Raw genomic sequence first — 19,698 nt, 5'->3', positions numbered from 1 at the left:
TTGCTTTGACCGAACGTACGTGGAACTATGACCCGTTACCGCCGATTGGGTCTGACCGGCGACGTGATGCTGGGTCGAAAGGTGAACGAGCGCCAGCGCGGACGTGATGCGACGGCAGTGTGGGGCGATACGCTCGAACAGTTGCGCTCGTTCGACGCGCTCTGTATCAACCTCGAGTGTTGTCTCTCGGGCCGTGGTACCCGATGGACCCGTACGCGTCGCCCCTTCCACTTCCGAGCGGATCCGGACTGGGCAGTCAGGGCCCTCGAAGCCGCCGGCGTCGACTACGCCTGTCTCGCCAACAACCACGTCCTCGACTTCGAGGAGTCGGCGCTTCGAGACACGCTCGACGAACTCGACGCCGCCGGTATCGGACACTCCGGCGCAGGCCCGACTCGGTCCGAAGCGCTGGACCCCGCGACAGTCTCTCTCGGAGAGTTGACCGTTGCCGTCGTCGCGTTCACTGACAACACGCCGGAGTACGCTGCGGACGAAGACAGCCCCGGGACGGCGCGCGTCGAGATAGACGTTGACGACGATCGAACCCGTCGTCTCGTGACGGAATCGCTCGACCGCGCACGCGCGGCGGACCCGGACCTGATCGTCGCGTCGCTCCACTGGGGACCGAACATGGTCGAGGAACCGCCGGAGTCGTTCCGTGAATTCGGCCGATGGCTCGTCAACCGCGGCGTCGACCTGATCCACGGCCACAGCGCGCACGTCTTCCACGGGGTCGAACTGTACGACGGCGCACCGATCATCTACGACGCGGGTGATTTCGTCGACGACTACGCCGTCGACCGGACGCTGCGTAACGACCGGAGTTTCCTGTTCGAAGTACTGGTCGACTCCCCGGAGGGGAACCCGCGTGAACTGCGACTCGAGCCGATCGAGATCGAGAACTGTACGGTCAACCGGGCGGACGACGAAACCGCCGACTGGAGCCGCGAGCGGATGCGTGATCTCTCCGCGCCGTTCGGTACGACGTTCGATCGGGACGGCGATGCACTGGTGACGGCGGTCGACGGCGACGCGTCAGGTGAGCCTAACGACGGTACATGATTAAGCCAGTTGGGGTAGATCGATGGACTATGGGCGACACGAAGGAAGGGCGAGAGAAACAGGCCCGCGACGAGGAGCAACGCCAGCGCGAACGGGAGATACAGGAAGAACAAGACCGTGGCGACGAGGAGGAACCGGACGAGGAAGAGGATGACGCGAATTCGGCGGACGAGGAGTAGAAGTCGAAAGAGAGGTGACGCGAATTCGGCGGACGGGGAGTAAAGGCCGGAAGAGAGAACCGAACCGGGACCGACAGAGGGAGGAACGAAAAGGCGAGACAGCGCAGAGAGGAGAACGAGACAGCAGCGGACGGACACGACTGCGTCGGTGTATTTTCGCGAGGGATTTCCGATGCCTCAACCCTTATTCCGGAGCCGAGAGGAATGCTATCTATGGAGTACACCTCACTCGGAGCGACCGGAACGAAGGTATCGGAGATCTGCTTCGGCACGTGGCGATTCGGCAAGGAGTCAAACGGTGTCGTCGAGACGGACCGCGAGGAAGCGCACGAACTGCTCGACGCCGCCTGGGATCAGGGAGTCAATTTCATCGATACCGCCAACGTGTACGGCGATCCGAACGGGACCAGCGAGGAGTATATCGGCGAGTGGCTAGACGACTACGACCGTAACGACTTCGTCCTCGCTTCGAAGGTGTACTTCCCGTTCGACGGATGGGGCGACCCCGGCCCGAACGACCAGGGACTCGGCCGCAAGCACATCCGGACCCAGGTCGAGGGGACTCTCGACCGCCTCGGTACCGACTACCTCGACGTTTACTACATCCACCGCTGGGACGACGAGACGCCGGTCGAGGAGACGCTTTCCACGCTGACTGACCTCGTCCGCGAGGGCAAGGTAAACCATCTCGGCGCGAGCACTATGGCCGCCTGGAAGCTGACGAAGGCGCTCTGGAAGAGCGATGTCAACGACTGGGAGCGCTTCGACGTGACCCAACCGATGTTTCACGCCGCCTACAGGGACGACGTGGTGGACTATCTCGACGTCTGTGCCGACCAGGACCTCGCAGTGTGCCCGTACTCGCCGCTTGCCGGCGGCTTTCTCACCGGCAAATACGAGCGCGACGGCGACAGCGTCGTCGCTCCCGACGACTCCCGCGGCGACATCGACCCGCAGTTCGAGGAGTACTACGTCTCTGACCGCGGATGGGAGGTGTTAGACGAGATCCGCGCTGTCGCCGACGAGGCCGATGGGACGCCCGCGCAGGTCGCCCTCCGCTGGCTAATGGACCAGGAGAAGTTCACCTGCGTGCCGATCGTCGGTGCGCGCACGACCGATCAGTTGGAGGAGAACGCCGGCGCGACGGACATCTCGCTGTCGCAGGACCAGTTCAATCGTATCGCCGAGGCACGTTACGACGAGGAAGGCCGTCGGTGGGGGCATCGGGACTGACGGCACTTCGGCAGCGACAAAAGCGTCAGTACTACGCGTACCCCGCAACGACAGTGCTTTTTCCAGTACGTCGCCTAACCAAGACGTGAATCGCTACGATAGATGCTAACGAATTGCATCAACCAATGACGGATATCATCGCCGACCGCGTCACCCTTTCGTACCCGGAGGACGAGCGGAGCCGCAACGAACTGGAGACCGACACATACCGCTCGTATCTCCGTCGAGCGAGAGACGGTCCGGTCTCGCCAGGCGACGAGTGGAAAGAGTTCGTCAGTCGTGGGTGTGGGGCAGTTCGAGATGTTGTACTCCGCGTCGAAGCCGTCGACGGGGGGACGACAGTCGGCGATACAACCGAGTTCGAGTTCGTTTCGAGGTAACCGCTATCGATTACGGCGGTTCACGGATCGGTTCCGCCATTCGTCTCTGGTTCAGTGCTGTGTGGGGTTTAGATCGACCTGTGCTTTACTACTGCTGTACGATAACGACATTCGGTTACGCTACCTAAACGCTTTTTTACCTACGGAGGGATCGATATTTCCATGAAGATACAACGACGCGAGTTCGTCGCGGCACTTGGAGTCGGGACCACGGGACTGGCGGGATGTACGTCGTTCGGACAGGACGACGGAGAGGCTGGCGTCACCGGCGAGACGCTCACGCTCACGACGACGACGAGCACCTACGACACCGGGCTGTTGGACGAACTGAACGCGCCGTTTCAGGACATGTACGGCGTGACTGTCGACGCTGTCGCGCAGGGAACGGGTGCCGCCCTCGAAACGGCACGTAACGGCGATTCCGACGTGGTGATGGTCCATGCGCGTTCGCTCGAAGACGATTTCATGCGAGAAGGGTACGGCGTCAACCGGCGTGACATCATGTTCAACGACTTCGTCATCGTGGGGCCCGAGGACGATCCGGCGGGAATAGCGGGGATGGAGTCGGCGACGGAGGCGCTAGCGACTATCGCCGAGGAAGAAGTGACGTTCGTCTCCCGCGGCGACAACTCAGGGACCCACACCAAGGAGTTAGCGCTCTGGGACGAGGCGGGCGTCGATCCCGGCGGCGACTGGTATCAGGAAACCGGACAGGGGATGGGCCAAGTGCTGAACATGACGAACCAGCAGTCCGGGTACACGCTTTCCGACCGCGGCACCTATCTCTCGCGGCGTGCTGATAGCAACCTCGTCATTCTGGTCCAGGGACCGATCGAAGGCGGTCCGGACTCGCTATCGAACCCGTACGGGATCATGGCAGTTAATCCCGCAGTTCACGAGAACGTGAACTACGACCTTTCCATGGCGTACATCGGATACATCACCAGTCCCGAGGGACAAGAACGCATCGCGGAGTACACCGCGAATGGCGAACAGCTGTTCTTCCCCGAAGCACTTTCCGAGGACCCGGATTTCGAACAGTACGTTCCGGAAGGTTGGAGTGCTGACGATTCAGACGAGCGTGCATGAGCGTCGAGGCGGCCGTCGATATCGGGCCACTGATCGTCGATCTCTCGGTCGGAAAGGGACCACTCTTCGCTGACTTCCCGTTCGAGAGCCAGTACGTCACGAGCATCATCCGCGTCTCGCTGTACGTCAGCGGTATCGCGGTGTTTCTCAGCACGCTCGTGAGCCTCCCCATCGCGCTGGTCGTCGGATTCACCGACTTCATCGGGAAGCGCCTCGTGACGGCTGTCATCAACACGGGGATGGGGTTTCCGAGCGTCGTCGTCGGACTGGTCGTCCTGTTTACGGTGTCGAATCAGGGCCCGCTCGGCCATCTGAACCTCGTTTTCACGAAGGAGGCGATGATCATCTCGCAGGTCATTCTGGCGACGCCGCCTATCACGGGGATCAGTCTCGCAGCGGTGTCGAGCGTCGACGAGAGCGTCCGCGACGCCGCCTACGCGATGGGCGGCACGCGACTCGACGTCGCCCTGGTCGTCGTCAAGGAGGCGCGCTACGGTCTCGCGACCGCAGTACTCGCCGGGTTCGGCCGGGCGATCAGCGAGGTCGGGTCGGTGCTCATCGTCGGCGGGAACATCGCCGGCGCGAACGGCATCTCAAAGACGCGAACGCTGACGACGGCGATCCGACAGGAAGCGCGCCAGGGCCGTTACGACACCGCAATGGTACTCGGGGCCGTGTTACTGGTGCTGGTTCTGGTCGTGAATGCGCTAGTCATGCGTCTCGGTGACGGAGGGACGGTACGGTGAGTCTCCGCGCCGCCGGTATCGAACACGGATACGACGGGACCCCCGTCCTCCAGGGCGTTTCCCTGAACATCGATGCTGGCGAAGTCGTCGGGATCGTCGGCCCGTCGGGTGTCGGGAAGACGACGCTGTTGCGGATCCTGGCGCTGTTCGAACGGCAAGACGAGGGGACGGTAACGTACGACGGGACAGACGTCTGGACGGCGACCGAGAGCGAGCGTCTCGCGCTCCGAAGACGCATCGGGATGGTGTTCCAGGATGCGAGTCTCTTCGACGCCAGCGTGAGCCGGAACGTCGCGTACGGCCTCCGAGTGCGGCGCTCGTGGCGGGAACGACTGCGGAGCAGCGTCCGCGGGGCGGTCCGGAAGAACGGAACTCCAGACGCCGTCCGAGAGGCGCTCGACGTCGTTGGGCTCTCCGATAAGACAGACCAGCACGCTCCCTCGCTCTCCGGCGGCGAGGCCCAGCGCGTCTCGTTCGCCAGGGCACTGGCGTACGACCCGGACGTACTCCTGTTGGACGAGCCGACCTCCGACCTGGACCCGCGTAACACGTCGGTACTGGAAGACGCGGTCCTGGCGGCCAGCGACCGGAACATCGGGGTGGCGGTCGCGACCCACGACATGCACCAGGCCCGGCGGATCGCAGACCGCGTCGCAGTGTTGCTCGACGGGCGCATAATCGAAGTCGGGCCGACAGAGCAGGTGTTCGAGAACCCTGACGATATCCGCACGGCGAAGTTCGTCGACGGCGAACTGGTGTACTGAGTCTGGTACGGCAGACGAAGTGCCGGATTGACCGTTGGAACGGTAGGCGGACTGCCACTGGGACGGCAAGCGGACTAGTGGACCGACACCGGGACAGCAGACGGACTGGCACCGGAGACGCCAGCAATATGTACGGCGGCGCGGTACAGTCTCCGAAGGAATGGAGCGGAGTTTCGAGACGCGGCTGACGGTCGACGGCGCGACGGTCGACGAGCGAGACGTCGAACTGCTCCGTGGTGTCGACGAACACGGGTCGATCCACCGCGCCTCGGGAGAACTCGGACGGTCGTACGCCCGGATGCAACAGCGGATCGTCGACCTCGAAGCAGCCATCGGTCCCCTCGTAGACCGCCAGCGAGGCGGGGCTGACGGCGGCGGCAGCGAACTGACGGAGAACGCCCGCTCACTGCTGTCGCGGTTCGACCGCCTCGAAGCGGCGTTTGCGGGCGTCGCCGCCGTCGAGGAGTCCGTGTTTTCTGGCCGGGTCGTCGAGCGGACAGGGGAACTGGCGACCGTCGATACCGACGCGGGACGGATCTGTGCGCTGGTGCCGCCGAACGTGACGGCAGTCGCGGTAAGCGTTCGCTCGGATGCGGTCACGCTCACCGCGCCCGACGACACGCCGGCACCCACGGAAACGAGCGCCAGAAATCAGTTCACGGGGAGCGTTCTAACCGTCGGTGAAGGCGAAGCGGTCGCGAGCGTCGAGGTGGACATCGGCGCAGAAACGCCCCTGTTAGCGCTGGTGACCTGCGGTAGCGTCGAGAAACTCGGACTCGAGCCCGAACGGACGGTCGTCGCATCGTTCAAGGCGACGGCGACCCGGGGCGTCTCGGAGTAACGCCGGAGCAAGGAAGTTCCGGTACGCCGATACCTATCGGTAACTACCCTTTCCGATATTGTTGAGGGCCCCCAGAACCGTTTTCACCGGAAACTAGGAGTGTCGGTGTCTCTCTTTCACGACACGTTCACGAACTGCCGTCCGACTTCATATTTTCGCGAACTGGTACCCGACATGATAATCTCACGAACTGCGTTACGATATCTCACTTCGTTCTCGGGCGATAGTTGAGATAGCTTCGGAACCGGTGGGGTTCCAGAGATTCCAATGCGTGGTACGTGCCCGCCATTATTTCAGAGGGGAACCGAGAGAGCCAGAACGCGGATGAGGCCAGATCGCTCACGCGATATCCCGGCTCGTGTCGACCGCAACCTCCTTGCCGAGGTCGAGTTTGATCGTCTCGTCGGCGGGGTCGCCGCCACGGAGTTTCGACACCCGCAGGAAGTTCTCGACGGAGTTACCCTTCACCGTCATCTCAAGTCGCCAGACCGCGTCGGCGATGGTGAGCGTTGTTTCGCGCAGCGCCGGTGCGTCCAGTCCGGTGCAGTGGAGCACGCCGACGCCCCCCCGTGTTGACGAGATGTGTTTTGAACTGGTTCAGGAAGTTAACGTACCGGTTCCGCTCGCCGGTAGCTTCGAGCGGGTTCAGGGTATCGACGACCACGTTCGCCTGGCCGTCGACCTGCTGAACGACGCGGTTGGCGTTGTCGATAGGCGTGTCGATACCCGCGTACTGGACCGTGTAATCGTTGTTTCGAAGGCTTCGGTCCAGGTCGTCGCGAACGGCCGCTTCCGTGCGAAGTGTCGTGATATAGGCGGTGGGACGCTCCTCCATGAACTCGTGAAGCAACGGCTCGCTCTGGCTGTCTGGGTCCGCGAGCAGTACCACGATACTGCCCGCGAACACACCGCCGCCGATGTTCCGGTCGATGGCCGTTACGCCGGTCGAGAGCCGTTTCGCCATCGATGGCCTTTCACAGCCGCGAAATATAACCGTGTCGACGGTTCACCGTTGTTATCGGCATTCGGTTCGGATATATCGACATCCCCTTCTCGGGTAGTTTCGGGTCTTTGAGCGAGTGAGAGGCCCTACTAGCACTCGAAGAGATTCGTTCAGGTGTCACAGTTGGTCAGTTAGTGTTTTGACCGGGAGACAGCGGAAACGGTGGTGTGACCCGTACTGTCTTAACCAACGTTCGTTCGAAATGTTGGTTAAGGGCGCTTGCCGTATCCGCTCTGACTAGAACTCGGTGACCCAGCCACAGACACACACCGTGTATCCGCTGTTAGCTTCGGAGAACCCGTCCTCGACACCGTCGTTCCCGGGTCACAGTTCAGAGAATGCGCTGTCGAAGTCCTCGTAGCGGGTCAAATCAGAGAGCAGACGGTCGAGACTGTCCCGAAGCTCTTCGGCCTGTTCGACCAGTTGTGCGTACTCGTCGCTCGCGGACAGTTCCTCTTCGGTCAGTTCCGTCTCCAGCGTCGCCCGCTTCGACGCGACCGCGAAATACTCCTGTAGCTGTTCGCCGTAGTTGCTCCGTGCGATCATCGTCTCGACGGTTTGGGCGAGTTCCGTCTCGGAGACGGGTTTCGTAACGTAGTCATCGAACTCCATGTCGATGATATCCATATCGGGATCGACCGCAGTCAGCATGACAACCCTGCAGTCGTGGCCGAGAGTTCGGACTTCTGTCAGTACGTCGTCACCAGGCATATCAGGCATCCGACGATCTAACAGCACCACGTCGACACCGCCGTCGACTGTCTCCAGAGCCTCGGCCCCGCTTTTCGCGGTGTGGACTGTGTACTCCTCGGCCAGCCACGTCGTGTACAGATCTCGCACCTGATCGTCATCGTCGACGACGAGTACAGTCGGCCGCGGAGAGCCCGGTTCCATGGCATCAATGATTACATCCTAAACAAATATTGTTTTCGCAAAGTGTGAACTTTATTACCACTCATTCAAATATAGTCCCAGGTAAATAGAGTTACCATTTTCACCGGACGAAACTCTGTTCGGCCCGGGTTGCGGCTTATTCGGCCGTTTCGGCGTCCTGTTCGCGTACACGGATCCCCTTCGCCGAGAGGTGTTGGACCTGTCGCTTCGCATAGTCCTCTTCGGTGGTCCCCCGCGTTGCGAGCACGTACACGAGAGCGTTGCCCGCCGGACGCATCGCACGACCCGCGCGCTGGGCACCCTGTCGGCGTGACCCGCCGAGACCGGACGCGACGAGTACGAGGTCAGCGTCGGGCAAGTCGATCCCCTCGTCGCCCACCCGCGAGATTACGAGCGTATCTCGCTTTCCGTGCCGGAACTCGGAGAGCAGTTTCTCGCGGCGAGCGTGGCGGGTCTCGCCGCTGAGGAAGGGAACGTTCAGCGCCTCCGCGAGCGCATCGCCGTGGTCGAGATACTCGACGAATATCAGCGCCTTCGCGTCGCGGTGAGTCGCGAGCAGATGGCGAACTTCCCGGAGTTTAGCGGGGTTAGTCGCCGCTATCTGGCGGCGGTCGTGGCCGCTGGTGTTCGCGTGGTCCTGCTGTCGCTCGTCGGTGTCCCAGGGGACGTACCGTATCTCGACTTCGGGTTCCTGCACGAACCCGGCATCGAACAGCGAGTCCCAGTCGGTACCGATCGGCGGACCGATGAGCGTGAAGATGTCCTTCTCGCGGTCGTCCTCCCGGATTGGAGTCGCCGACAGGCCGAGGCGGTGTCTGGTCTGTAAGTCCGCGCTACGCCGATACACCGTCGCCGGCACGTGGTGCACTTCGTCGTACGCGATGAGTCCCCACTCGCGCTCGTCGAACAGCTGTCGGTGTCTGTCCATCCCTGCGGTTTGGTAGGTGGCGATCGTGACTGGCCGGATCTGCTTTTTCCCGCCGTGGTACTCGCCGATCTGGTCCGCGGTGAGCGTCGTTCGCGCGAGCAGTTCGTCGCGCCACTGGGTAGCGAGTTCCCTGCTCGGCACGAGTATCAGCGTCTCGCCGCCGACCGCCTCGAGTATCCCCATGGCGGCGACCGTCTTTCCGCTACCAGGCGGACCGACGAGGACCCCGGATTTCACGTCGGTGAACTCCCGAACCCACTCCCTCTGATAACCCCGAAGGTCGACGTTGAGATCGATATCCAGTTCGTCACCCTCGTCCAGATCGCGTTCGTCCTGTACAGGGTAGCCCGCTTCGTAGAGGATCCGCTTGACCGCCGCGACGCGCCCCTCCGCGACCCACGAGATGTCGTCGTCGATGGGCGCGCGCAGTTCGTCGTCGGTGAGTTTCTGGCGTGCGACGTTTCCCATCAGGTCGTCGCTTGCGGCTTCGAGGACGGTGTAGCCGTCCTCGTGGGTCCGCAGGGTGAACTGGTGGGCCCGCTTCCACTGGTCCTCGATCCACTCCTCGACGTGGGAAGAAGAGTTCGGGACGACCTGACGGACCGTTTGCAACAGGTCGGAAAGCGAGTCGTACGGCGCTTGCCAGATATCCTCGCGGCGGAGTTCGTACACGTATCCGCCTTCCCTGTTCGTGTCCGCGAGGTGTGCGAACTGCGACAGTTGCGCCCGCGTGAACTGCGTCGGGTTGTCGACGACTATCTCTCGACGTTCGGGGAAGAGCACGACTCGTTCTCTCTCCGCCACTGCCGCCCAGTCGGTCGGGAACCAGACGACCGGGTCCGTCTCCACGTCGAGACGTTCGACATCGGACCCATCCGCGAGGGCCGCGAGGGCGTCGACGGCTTCGGCCTGCGAGCAGTCGAGCGTCTTCGCGACCTCGCTCGCCGTCACGACTGGACGGTCCGCGTCCTCTAACACGTCGTGGAACGCGTCGAGCGTCACCGCGTCGAAATCCGCTGAATCAGTCACTACCGTCCGTTACGGCGGCGGAAACAAACGGCTTGCGGGTTGCGGCGACCGGACCCTACCGCGCTAATCGAGAGGGCACAGAGTGAGGTATCCTAGCGTGTAGTATCCCGAGATCGGACTGGATGTATCCGTAGCGTCCTCGGAAACGGGTTTGGCTTCGGCTGTTCGACGGGGTCGTGACAGTCAGCTGTTCGACGGGGGCGTAACGACCGGCTGTTCGCCTAGGTCACCTGCTCACCTGTACGCTGTGGGCTCGTTATCGGTCCGATCGCCTCGGGAAAACAGGAAGATCGCGAAGGCGATAGGCGAGAGGAACGCGGCGAGCATGCTGGCGCCGATCAACATCGTTTCGGTCGAATCCGTATTGCCGCCGTCTTCCTGTTCACCGTTCCCTCCCTCGCCGCCCTCCTGGTTACCGTTCGCCGCGGAGCCCTCGTCGACCTCGATGTCGCCGACGACGACAGCGCCTTTCATCCCAGTCTGTTGGTGGGGGGAACAGAAGTACAGGTTGATACCCTCTTCTTCGAACGTCTGCGTGAAGGTAAACCCCTCCTCGTTGGTGAGTTCGCTCTCGAAATCGCCGTCTTGGTGAACGACGTTGTGGCTCCCCGCACGCCACTCCCAGACGATCTCAGTTCCAGGGTCGACCCGGATAGCCGCCGGGTCGAAACCGAAGTTCCCGCCGTTCGCCTGGCTCCCGACGGTGACGGTCACCTGGTCGGTTCCGGTCTGGTCCTGAATTCCGTCGTAGTTGCCGACGTTCTCGAACCAGTTTCCGAAGCCGTCCTCCTGCGCTCGTGCCCGACCGGCCGCCGCTGGCGCGGCCGTTGCGATACCGGCCGCACCGGTCGCCTTGAGCAAGTCCCTGCGGCCCATACCGCCGCGCGTACCGTTTTCGGTCATGGTGTATCCCAAGATACGTGACGGGACACTAATACCGTCATCGGAATTCTCATACACTCGGAACATCGAGGTTCCTCAGCCTCGGAAGTAGCTGGGTTTCACACGCTGAACCCGTCATATCCCACGGACTGGGAACGTCGGTCCGGTGCGATAGCCACTCCAACGCAACTCAGGAAACCTCTCTGTATGGATTCGAAGGGCCTCGGACGAGTTCACAACCGAGGTCGGAACAGCGGTTGGGCGTGGGGCGTCGGGACCCGAAACGACGGCGGCGCACTCGGGTATTACCCCGGCAGATTTCGGATACGGATCGAACCCCAGTTCAGCCGATGACGCGGAACTGGATCCGTTCGAACTGGGCACGATAGACCGCAGGGAAGTGCTCTCAGAGCTGGTGAGTAATCGAGACATACAGAACTACTGGTACAGATCTGCACCGACAGAGGAAGCGTTGTGGGGGTTCTGGACGGCATTTCACGGGAAACGTGGTGTGTTCTCCACTCTACTATTAGTCGTCTTGTGTTCTCAGCTTACTATTAGTCGTCTTCCTGATCCGTCTCGATGAGGACCTTCTTCACCACGTCGGGGTCCTCCAGAAGTTGGTGTTCCGTGTAACTTCCTTCGGCGCTTCCACCGCTACGCCGGGACTGTTCAAGGATATCGAGGAAGGCGTGTTCTTTCAGCAGGTCGCGGACGCGCCGGAGCGACAGCGGTTCCGACCCTTCCTGTCGGCAAACCTCTTCGTAAACGTCGTAGATGCGCGTAGTCCGAAACCCGTCAGCTTCCGGCTGGTTGAGCGCGAGGACGGCGAGTGCTTGCAAGACGTATCTGGAATGTGGCGTCGAACCGCGGATGAGTTCGCGGAACCTGTCGGTTTCGGCCCGCTCTCGTGCCTGCACTACGAACTCCTCTCGGACCGTTTCGGACCCACCGGACTGGGCGATCTCGCCCGCGTACCGGAGGATGTCGATCGCTTTCCTGGCGTCGCCGTGTTCGCGAGCGGCGAGCGCCGCGGCGCGCGGTATCGTCGACGAATCGAGAACGCCGTCCCGGAAGGCGTCGCTTCGAGCTTCCATGATCGACCGAAGTTGCGTCGCGTCGTACGGCGGAAAGACGAACTCGCGTTCACAGAGGCTGCTCTTGACTCGTTCGTCCATCCGGTCCTTGTACTTTATCTTGTTGCTGATACCGATGACACCGAGCTTACAGTGGTCGAGTTTGCCGGCCTCGCCCGCACGGGAAAGTTGCATCAGAATGTCGTCGTCGTCGAGCTTATCAACTTCGTCGAGGATGATCAGAACGACGTCGTACTGTTCGTCGAGCAGTCCCCAGAGGCGCTTGTAGTACGTCGACGTACTGAGACCCTTGTCGGGGATCTTGACACCTGTCGAGTCGGGTTCGTTGAGCCTGCTCGCTATCGTTTGGACCGCCTGTGTCTCTGTACTGTCCTGCGCACAATCGACGTATGCAAACGCCGCACCGATGCCCTCGTCGCTTGCGACGCGGACGAGACGCTGAGAGATGTGTTTCGCACAGAGGGATTTCCCAGTCCCGGTTTTGCCGTAAATGAGAACGTTGCTCGGGCTCTGGCCGAAAATAGCCGGGTTTACTGCGTTCGCGAGATCCGCGATTTCGTCGTCTCGGCCGACGATTCGACCCTCTTCGGGGAGGTGATTGATCTCTAACAGTTCCTTGTTGGCGAATATCGGGTCCTCCCGTGTGAAGAGGTCGTCGGCAGATTCGGACATAGTTGAGTTACACACCACGTTTCCGGTGAAACGCACTTATAGTTATCCCGGGAGACACACACACCACGTTTCCGGTGAAATGGGGTATTGGGTGGGGGTGGGGGAGCCGAAACGGGGGTTTTCGTTCATCGGAAACGAAGTCTGTTCATCAGAAAACCGCGTCAAACCACCGGAGTGAGAACTGATCAGTCCCAAACGCACGCTGTTTACCGGGTTTTTCTTGACAATGGCAGCGATTCACCGGAAACGTGGTGTGAGAACGCGACCGGAGACCGTCTCGAACTCGCGTAGGTGTGCTAGCACGTCCGTTACGAGAACTACAATGAAGCGCCGTAAGCCGAGACCGCTCTGAAAGACCGTAGGTCGATAGAGAACACCATAGGCCGTTTGAAACACCGCGGACCACGACACATACCCGGAAGTTCGTTTCGAGGAATCCACCCATTGCCTAGAGTCACTGTCTGAGGGTTTCTTTCGAGTGGAAATGAAGTCAGTCAATCGACTATAAGTCTCTTTTTCTCTAAAATCGATTAAGCTAATGGACTATAGGTCATACAGGTACTTATAATCACTTGGTTAAGTTAGCTGAAGATGTTGACAACACCTAGAAAGCTTGTGATAGCTACTTTCCATTTGTCCCTTGCATCGTATTTTCACCTAACGTCATTTCGGCTACTAACCTCACCTCGCCCTAGCCAAGCCCATACCTAGCCCATCCAATACCACTCTCTCCATACCAACCCCCATTTCTACTCCCCTTCAATCCCCCTCACTCAACCCCACCCCACCCCCGTCCAAACCCTATTTCACCGGAAACGTGGTGTGTGTGTCTCCGTGAGAAAGCGGCACGTGATTATCTCGGTTTCCAGGTGCACTCCTGTCGATACTCGACTCGTCGATTCGATGCTGTAGTAGCCGAGTCGGGACACCAGCACCGACGGAGATCCGCCTTTCACCGGAAACGTGGTGTGTGCGTCTCTGATCTGACACCTGGTTAGCGGTGAACAGTACGGATTTCACCGGAAACTGGGTGTGGCAGTATCTGAGAACACCGGACACCCATTACTGGATGGTTATATTTACAAATATATTACTGTAATACGCTGCCTCCGGTTCAGTTCGAAGTTCGGAGTCCTTCAACGTGGTTTTCCCGTTTGTCCCGTGATAGCAACCGCGGTTTTTCTGAGTAAGAGGACCTTACAGTACCGGGGAGAACTCGTTACACCGGTAAGACATCATTACAGACGGTACCACGGATAGACTCCGCTCGGATCCCTTTTCGTCAAACCAGACCAAAGGTCAGTCCGCTCATGCGGATCCGGATAGATCATGATCAGCATAGGAAGTCGCGCTTCGCTTAAGTGAAGGTTACCCGACTATGGACGGCACTTCTCGAAACGCATACCTTCTTTTTGATACCATTTCGGGGGGTTCGACGAGATATATTGGGGAAGTTTTATAGGAGCACTCTAAAATACCAAGGAGTGGACCACGACCAGATCATCTATGATTAACGACATAACTGCCGATACTCGACAGACAACAGCTGACGATTCGAGCGACAGAAATCGAACGACTGTATCGTATGACCCGGTTTCTGGAGGGAGTGATATCGGGACTTCCGTCGTAATGACTGTCGCAGAGGCGTTAGACGTCGATCCACTTGACCTCTCCCCGTCTCTCAACGAAATCCTCGACCCGGACGCGCTCAACTCCCTCTTCGATTCTATGGACGGAGACAGTATGTCCTCGCTAACGTTCTCCGAATGGGACTGTACTGTTACTGTCTACTCGGACGGGCGTATCCTCGTCGAACACGACGAATGAATCCCTTCAGACGGGGTCTCTCGTTCGCTCATAGGTACCCGTAGCACCGCAAATACGCTTCAGACACACCGATGAAGGACGTTTCAGTCATACCGGTGGTAGACGAAAGTACCATGTCGCGGTCCGAGTAGTAACTCCCTGTGGAGGGTTTGTCCCTCTTACTACCCTGAACCACCATTACCCTTTTTTACCGAAGGGGCGAAATCCGAGTCTAATGACGCAGCGATTGTCACGAGGCGATTGGGAACGGATCCGTCAGTTTGCAGAGACTCCAACCTATAAGCGCGAACCTGAAATGCTCGTTCCTGATGCCGATGACGAGGAGGCAGGAGACTGAACGGGGCCCCTCTATCTGTATCTAAATCCCTGATGAAATCTAGAAACTATTCTTTAATCTTTATCTGTGCTCTCGCGCTGGTACGACGCTAATTCTAGTAGTGCTTGCAATCCCACACCGACTTAGATCTCATTCGTGAGCATGGCCAGTGGTATAAATCGTTGCAAGCACTACTATCAGTGTGCAAGTGATAGTGACGCTACTCCTGCGGTAATTCTTCGCCCGTGAAAGACACGAGAAACCGCCGCCTATGCGATGCTGTCTCCTTCGAGAACGGGCAGGGTCGTTGCTGATGCTATCCATTGTTGAACGTCGCTGATGCATTGCTGAAACTCTATTCGGGCGCACGTCAGCGAAGACTGTCGCGATGTCGCGCGAAATATCTGACCCGAACCCGCCTGACAGGATACTCGTCACGATACTGCCGGTTACGTGTCGCTACTGTGTTCCGATACGATAGACAGGTCGACGCAGAAAGCAAGACGGGAACCGGGAGCCACCCTCCAGTCGCCTTCTATTCTTCGAGCATGTTCTCGGATTGGATCTGACTCCAGATCTGTTCGCCGCGGTCCGTAATCCCGTACACGCGTCCTTTCTTCCTGTCCTCTGAAACGAGAAGTTCTACGAGATCACGTTCCCGCAGTCGTCGTAGGCTCCGTGAGATATGCGCGATCGATAGCTCTGAGTCAGTGGCGATCTGGGACGGCGTTGCTGGGCCCTCTGCTAATCGTTCTAAGACGGCGACGCGATACCGTGAGCTAATAACGAACCCGATCTCATCCCATACTTCAGTCATATTGTCCGATGTTAGCGTCTGGTATCCTTAATTCGTGTGTATAGTCAACCTTGAATTACCCGCTTACTTCCAGTTTAATCGAAACGTAATTGTGCCACAGTTACGGAACCAGACCAATTCCATCACAGTTTGTTACCTGATACTGCGCTGTTCCACCAGGACACGATACGATTGTGTTTCCTCGTGGTTCCCCACACTACATCCGCTTTATCATGCGACCTGAGACAGTCCCCGGTCTGATTCTGTAACTCCGGCCCTATTTGACTGCACGTGGATACAACTATTAAGCAGATGTTCCATCCGGATCGACCTATCGCTGCATCCGAACTGACCTCTCTGAGTTGATTCGAACTTGCCATCTACGATCAACGGAGTTCCCCGCGGTCAGACGGTACGCAGATGTTCTCTCTCTTGAGCCGGTTTCTATGCGTTAGACGCTCGCGGCTCCTAAAGACGATTGTGGACCGTAAGATATTCTCGCGTATCAGCTCAGCTTCAACGATCTCACCCCGTCTGTTTCTGCAACTGTCACCGAAACGCCGAGAGAAATCCGAGGTTTGCTAAACTCGACTGAGGACCGCAGTATCGGAGAATTTACTAAGTGGAATATAACAAAGCGACTCTCACGGAGTGATGTTCGTGACTGCCTATGGCTTCGCAACCAGACGGATCGGGACGGAATCGCGGATCGATCACGAACAGACAGTGCCGTAACTGCGGGGCATACGTCTCGAACCAGTTCGCTCGCGTGTTCGGCAACAATCAGAACAGAGTGTACGCATGCCTCGATTGCTCGACGACTCGTGACCTCCGTGAAGGGGTTGCTACGGAGGGTTGATCCGTCGCATTCGTCGCAGCGTCGGTCCGTTCCCTCACACGACAGCTCTGCCAGCCGATGGCTCGCCACGGACGATGTGAGCACTCTGGGAACCAGTTACGAGGAGAACGCTGAGACCCAGCTACCGAGGAGAAAACCAACGCCGTCGGAAAATCCAAGCCGTAGGATCTTAATAACAATGCCCCAAGGACGGGTACCCCGGAGTAACCGCACTACTATGTCGAGTGTCGAGTATCGCCGCGCGATGGACGAACTGTTCGGTCGGTGTAGACCGTACCAATTACTATGAATTACGAGACATCGAAGCGCTCGTTCTGGGAGCAGTTTCTCACTGTGGCTCGACAGGTTCCGGTCGACCTCTCAGTCGTCAATTTGTACGTGGTCGCGACCGCCCTGGTGATTACGGTGTTACCGGCAGACGCGACGACGGTGAGGCCGATCGTTGTCCTGCCTCTGATCGTATTCGTTCCAGGGTACGTCCTCGTTGCGTTCTTGTTCCCGAGACGACACAGCTTGCCCGAACGGTTCCGAACGTTTTCTGAGGAACGAGTGACAGACGAGACGGCCGGATACATCGATCTGGTGGAACGCGGTGCCCTCGGATTCGGGGTTAGCGTCGCGCTGGTCCCCATACTCGCTCTGGGAATCTCGGTGGCCGGGTTCGATCTGTCGACGCGGAACATCCTCGGAACGCTGGTCGCGTTCGCCGTTATCGGCTCCGTTCTGGCGGCGTTCCGCCGCTTTCGCGTCGCGCCGAAACAGCGGTTCACGCTCCCGGTTCGGCGCTGGTTCGTCGGTCTCCACGGAGCGTTGACCGGCGCTGGCTCGGTGACTGGAACCGTCCTGAACGTCGCACTGGTACTCAGCGTCATCATCGCGCTCGGCACGCTCGGTGGGGCAGTCACATCTCCTGCCGACGGCCAGGCGACCTCCGAGATAACGCTACTGACTGAGAACGGCTCCGGCGATCTGGTTTCGGAGGGGTATCCGAGTCAGTTCACCTCCGGCGAGGAGCAGGATATGACGGTTCGAGTGGAAAACAACGAACGCGAGGAAACGACGTACACGGTCGTGGTCGTCGTCCAGCGCGTCGATGTCACCGACGGCTCGGCGTCCGTCCTCGAACAGGAGGAGGTGACGCGACTGCAAAACACGGTCGGACAGAACGAGATCTGGACGGAACGACACGCCGTCGCGCCGAAGATGATCGGGGAGGATCTGCGACTTCAGTATCTCCTCTACAAGGACGGCGCGCCCGATGACCCCAGTCCTGAGAACGCGTACCGATCCGCGTACGTCTGGATCTCCGTCACGGAGAACTGATGTGGCCCTGGGAACACCTCGCGGTGGGATACATCGCGTATTCGCTGTATACCCGTCGACGGTACGGGAGACCACCTGACGGGCCGACATCGGTGCTGCTCGCAGTCGGTACGCAACTCCCCGACCTCATAGACAAACCGCTCGCGTGGACGTTCGGCGTCTTACCGAACGGATCGTCTCTCGCACATTCGCTTACCTTCGTTGCGCTATTCGTCTCGACAGTGCTTCTGGTCGCTCGGTTCGCTGACGTTCCACGCTGGGGTGGCGCACTCGCGTTCGGACATGTCAGCCACCTGCCTGGCGATATGCTGTATCCTCTGGCGACCGACGGTGGAGTCGCTACCTCGTTTCTCCTGTGGCCGTTCGTCCCCGGCCGAGAAACCGCTCCTCGGGGGCTCCTCTTCGAGTTCGAGACGTACTTCCTACAGTTCGTCCAGTTCCTCGGCACGCCGAGAGGACAGCTGTACCTCGTTCTGGAACTCGCGCTCGTAGCCGCCGCTCTGCTCGTCTGGAACAGAGACGGCAGGCCGGTGCTTACGGACGTTCTCGCCCCCGGATCTCATTCTCGTTCTGGAGACTGACGTATTCGACTTCTTCGAGCGAGATCGCTGTGACCGAGATCAGAAGAGAACAGCCGTACCGATCGGTCCTCCGATAGCCGCTACCGGATCTTCTGGTAGAGGTGGGCCATCTTGTTCATTACGGGCGTCCCGTTTTCGATGCTGTGGTACGCTTCGAGTTCCGGGCCGAACTTCGCTTTGTACCGGTTGATCCGCGGCGAGTCAGCGCCGACCAGGTCGTAGTACGCCCGGCCGCGCTCTATCGCGTCGCGCATGACGCGCCAGTCGAGCAGGTCGTTGGTCGCGATGTCGACGTCCGCATCGGTACGGACGCCACCCTGCCACCGGTACACTCGTTCGCCGTCGTCAAGGACGAGCATGCCGCCGACGAACGTCCCGCCCACGTACAGCGTGTACGGGCGTAACTGCCCGTCCGGGAGGCGGTCGAACAGGTCGATCACGAACGGCGTCGGCAGATGAAACGAGATGTCCTGTGCCTCGTACCGGTTCCGGACCTGTTCGAGGATCCGCTCTATCGCGGTGTGGCTCCCTTCTTCGATGACGTAGTCGGCGTCTTCCCCGTCCCGGATGTTGCTCCGCGCGTCGCTGCTGAACCGGCTTTTGACCGCCTCAGTCCCGTCTTCGAGGTCGACGAGGTACGTGTAATCGGGAGTCACATCGTGGTCGTTCCAGATGAACGGACGGAGGTCGTCGTACCGACTGTCTGTCCGGACGTGGGTGTATTTCGGACCGATATCGTTCTCGATACGCTCCATGCACCCGTCGAGGAACCGCTTCAGACGGCGCTCGCGTTTGCGTTGTTTCAGCTTCTCCATGTTCAACACGGCCGGCCCGAGATAGGGGACTCGTATCTCCGGCGGCGGCGAGAACGCCGTGGACACGGGTCCTTTCTTGATCTCGAACACCGGAAAGAGCCCCACAGCCTCCTGTCCTTTGAACCCAGCAAACCGATACAGGTTCGCGCTCGTGTACTCCGCCTGAACGTCGAGTGCGTCGAACTGGTGAAAGAGGTTCGTTCCGTCGGAACGGTCGACGTAACGGTCCCACTCCTCTGCGTCGTCGATAGTGCGAATTTCAATGCTCATGCGTACGTGCGAGTTTTGATAGTCATGCGGAAGTGCGGATGCGGACTTCGGTGTTCGGCCGCGAGTGTCGCGTGTCGTTGGTCGCGCGCGAGTCTAGCGTGCCGATTCTCAT

Annotated in this window: 18 protein-coding genes and 1 pseudogene; 12 read left to right on the top strand and 7 right to left on the bottom strand. The window is 59.7% G+C overall.

The window, feature by feature from the left end:
- The first annotated feature begins 27 nt into the window (after positions 1–27).
- The 8 genes from EYW42_RS18840 (at position 28) to EYW42_RS18810 (ending at position 6,294) form a co-directional block, all read left to right on the top strand.
- Entirely contained in the window at positions 28–1,062 is a 1,035-nt protein-coding gene (locus EYW42_RS18840; protein WP_135536904.1) for a CapA family protein, read from the top strand.
- Positions 1,063–1,091: 29 nt separating this feature from the next.
- Positions 1,092–1,241 carry a hypothetical protein gene (locus tag EYW42_RS20040; protein WP_202613968.1) on the top strand — a complete coding sequence of 50 codons (150 nt, stop codon included), beginning with the start codon at positions 1,092–1,094 and terminating at the stop codon, positions 1,239–1,241.
- Between the two features lie 213 nt (positions 1,242–1,454).
- Entirely contained in the window at positions 1,455–2,474 is a 1,020-nt protein-coding gene (locus tag EYW42_RS18835) for an aldo/keto reductase (RefSeq protein WP_135536991.1), read from the top strand.
- A 125-nt stretch (positions 2,475–2,599) separates the two neighbouring features.
- Positions 2,600–2,854, top strand: coding sequence for a hypothetical protein (locus tag EYW42_RS18830; RefSeq protein ID WP_135536990.1), 255 nt, complete (start codon positions 2,600–2,602; stop codon positions 2,852–2,854).
- 162 nt (positions 2,855–3,016) lie between these two features.
- On the top strand, positions 3,017–3,943 hold the full coding sequence (locus tag EYW42_RS18825; RefSeq protein WP_135536989.1) for a substrate-binding domain-containing protein: 927 nt from the start codon (positions 3,017–3,019) through the stop codon (positions 3,941–3,943).
- A complete protein-coding gene (locus tag EYW42_RS18820; RefSeq protein ID WP_135536988.1) occupies positions 3,940–4,689 on the top strand; it encodes an ABC transporter permease in 750 nt (249 codons plus the stop codon). The genes EYW42_RS18825 and EYW42_RS18820 overlap by 4 nt, the downstream gene beginning before the upstream one ends.
- Before the next feature lie 17 nt (positions 4,690–4,706).
- A complete protein-coding gene (locus EYW42_RS18815) occupies positions 4,707–5,453 on the top strand; it encodes an amino acid ABC transporter ATP-binding protein (protein ID WP_375137138.1) in 747 nt (248 codons plus the stop codon).
- A 160-nt stretch (positions 5,454–5,613) separates the two neighbouring features.
- The gene (locus EYW42_RS18810) at positions 5,614–6,294 is read left to right on the top strand and encodes a TOBE domain-containing protein (protein ID WP_135536986.1); all 681 of its coding nucleotides are present in this window, start codon (positions 5,614–5,616) and stop codon (positions 6,292–6,294) included.
- Positions 6,295–6,633: 339 nt separating this feature from the next.
- Here the strand turns inward: EYW42_RS18810 and EYW42_RS18805 are convergent.
- The 5 genes and pseudogenes from EYW42_RS18805 to EYW42_RS18785 form a co-directional block, all read right to left on the bottom strand.
- Positions 6,634–7,258 (bottom strand): annotated as a pseudogene (locus EYW42_RS18805) (RAD55 family ATPase).
- A 363-nt stretch (positions 7,259–7,621) separates the two neighbouring features.
- Positions 7,622–8,191, bottom strand: a complete 570-nt coding sequence (locus EYW42_RS18800) for a HalX domain-containing protein (RefSeq protein WP_135536984.1) — start codon at positions 8,189–8,191, stop codon at positions 7,622–7,624.
- 136 nt (positions 8,192–8,327) lie between these two features.
- Positions 8,328–10,148: a DEAD/DEAH box helicase gene (locus EYW42_RS18795; RefSeq protein WP_135536983.1), complete on the bottom strand. Its 1,821-nt coding sequence runs from the start codon at positions 10,146–10,148 to the stop codon at positions 8,328–8,330.
- Between the two features lie 234 nt (positions 10,149–10,382).
- Complete coding sequence (locus tag EYW42_RS18790; protein ID WP_135536982.1) at positions 10,383–11,051, bottom strand: halocyanin domain-containing protein; 669 nt, start codon at positions 11,049–11,051, stop codon at positions 10,383–10,385.
- 536 nt (positions 11,052–11,587) lie between these two features.
- Positions 11,588–12,799, bottom strand: coding sequence for an orc1/cdc6 family replication initiation protein (locus EYW42_RS18785; RefSeq protein WP_135536981.1), 1,212 nt, complete (start codon positions 12,797–12,799; stop codon positions 11,588–11,590).
- A gap of 1,506 nt (positions 12,800–14,305) precedes the next feature.
- Here EYW42_RS18785 and EYW42_RS20400 point away from each other — a divergent pair.
- Entirely contained in the window at positions 14,306–14,626 is a 321-nt protein-coding gene (locus tag EYW42_RS20400) for a HalOD1 output domain-containing protein (protein ID WP_259371306.1), read from the top strand.
- 851 nt (positions 14,627–15,477) lie between these two features.
- Here the strand turns inward: EYW42_RS20400 and EYW42_RS18775 are convergent.
- On the bottom strand, positions 15,478–15,759 hold the full coding sequence (locus tag EYW42_RS18775; RefSeq protein WP_135536979.1) for an ArsR family transcriptional regulator: 282 nt from the start codon (positions 15,757–15,759) through the stop codon (positions 15,478–15,480).
- A gap of 649 nt (positions 15,760–16,408) precedes the next feature.
- On the opposite strand from EYW42_RS18775, the gene EYW42_RS20750 reads away from it, so the two are divergent.
- From EYW42_RS20750 to EYW42_RS18760, 3 genes are all read left to right on the top strand, one after another.
- Positions 16,409–16,597 (top strand): DUF7563 family protein, encoded by a 189-nt coding sequence (locus EYW42_RS20750; RefSeq protein ID WP_135536978.1) that lies wholly within the window; start codon positions 16,409–16,411, stop codon positions 16,595–16,597.
- 285 nt (positions 16,598–16,882) lie between these two features.
- Entirely contained in the window at positions 16,883–17,920 is a 1,038-nt protein-coding gene (locus EYW42_RS18765; RefSeq protein WP_135536977.1) for a DUF1616 domain-containing protein, read from the top strand.
- Positions 17,920–18,501 carry a metal-dependent hydrolase gene (locus EYW42_RS18760; protein ID WP_135536976.1) on the top strand — a complete coding sequence of 194 codons (582 nt, stop codon included), beginning with the start codon at positions 17,920–17,922 and terminating at the stop codon, positions 18,499–18,501. The genes EYW42_RS18765 and EYW42_RS18760 overlap by 1 nt, the downstream gene beginning before the upstream one ends.
- Positions 18,502–18,581: 80 nt before the next feature.
- Here EYW42_RS18760 and EYW42_RS18755 read toward each other — a convergent pair whose 3' ends face one another.
- Positions 18,582–19,586: a lipid II:glycine glycyltransferase FemX gene (locus EYW42_RS18755; protein ID WP_135536975.1), complete on the bottom strand. Its 1,005-nt coding sequence runs from the start codon at positions 19,584–19,586 to the stop codon at positions 18,582–18,584.
- Positions 19,587–19,698: the final 112 nt, after the last annotated feature.

It is taken from the genome of Halostella pelagica, from assembly GCF_004762015.1.
GTDB lineage: Archaea > Halobacteriota > Halobacteria > Halobacteriales > Natronoarchaeaceae > Halostella > Halostella pelagica.
This window is presented reverse-complemented; position numbering and strand designations above follow the sequence as displayed.

What these genes read in the sequence shown, in the direction of transcription:
- EYW42_RS18835 (WP_135536991.1), top strand. Translation starts at nt 1,455, where the DNA reads ATGGAGTACACCTCACTCGGAGCGACCGGAACGAAGGTATCGGAGATC.
- EYW42_RS18790 (WP_135536982.1), bottom strand. Translation starts at nt 11,051, where the DNA reads ATGACCGAAAACGGTACGCGCGGCGGTATGGGCCGCAGGGACTTGCTC.
- EYW42_RS18765 (WP_135536977.1), top strand. Translation starts at nt 16,883, where the DNA reads ATGAATTACGAGACATCGAAGCGCTCGTTCTGGGAGCAGTTTCTCACT.
- EYW42_RS18800 (WP_135536984.1), bottom strand. Translation starts at nt 8,191, where the DNA reads ATGGAACCGGGCTCTCCGCGGCCGACTGTACTCGTCGTCGACGATGAC.
- EYW42_RS18820 (WP_135536988.1), top strand. Translation starts at nt 3,940, where the DNA reads ATGAGCGTCGAGGCGGCCGTCGATATCGGGCCACTGATCGTCGATCTC.
- EYW42_RS18825 (WP_135536989.1), top strand. Translation starts at nt 3,017, where the DNA reads ATGAAGATACAACGACGCGAGTTCGTCGCGGCACTTGGAGTCGGGACC.
- EYW42_RS20400 (WP_259371306.1), top strand. Translation starts at nt 14,306, where the DNA reads ATGATTAACGACATAACTGCCGATACTCGACAGACAACAGCTGACGAT.
- EYW42_RS20750 (WP_135536978.1), top strand. Translation starts at nt 16,409, where the DNA reads ATGGCTTCGCAACCAGACGGATCGGGACGGAATCGCGGATCGATCACG.
- EYW42_RS18785 (WP_135536981.1), bottom strand. Translation starts at nt 12,799, where the DNA reads ATGTCCGAATCTGCCGACGACCTCTTCACACGGGAGGACCCGATATTC.
- EYW42_RS18755 (WP_135536975.1), bottom strand. Translation starts at nt 19,586, where the DNA reads ATGAGCATTGAAATTCGCACTATCGACGACGCAGAGGAGTGGGACCGT.
- EYW42_RS18830 (WP_135536990.1), top strand. Translation starts at nt 2,600, where the DNA reads ATGACGGATATCATCGCCGACCGCGTCACCCTTTCGTACCCGGAGGAC.
- EYW42_RS18760 (WP_135536976.1), top strand. Translation starts at nt 17,920, where the DNA reads ATGTGGCCCTGGGAACACCTCGCGGTGGGATACATCGCGTATTCGCTG.
- EYW42_RS18840 (WP_135536904.1), top strand. Translation starts at nt 28, where the DNA reads ATGACCCGTTACCGCCGATTGGGTCTGACCGGCGACGTGATGCTGGGT.
- EYW42_RS20040 (WP_202613968.1), top strand. Translation starts at nt 1,092, where the DNA reads ATGGGCGACACGAAGGAAGGGCGAGAGAAACAGGCCCGCGACGAGGAG.
- EYW42_RS18810 (WP_135536986.1), top strand. Translation starts at nt 5,614, where the DNA reads ATGGAGCGGAGTTTCGAGACGCGGCTGACGGTCGACGGCGCGACGGTC.
- EYW42_RS18775 (WP_135536979.1), bottom strand. Translation starts at nt 15,759, where the DNA reads ATGACTGAAGTATGGGATGAGATCGGGTTCGTTATTAGCTCACGGTAT.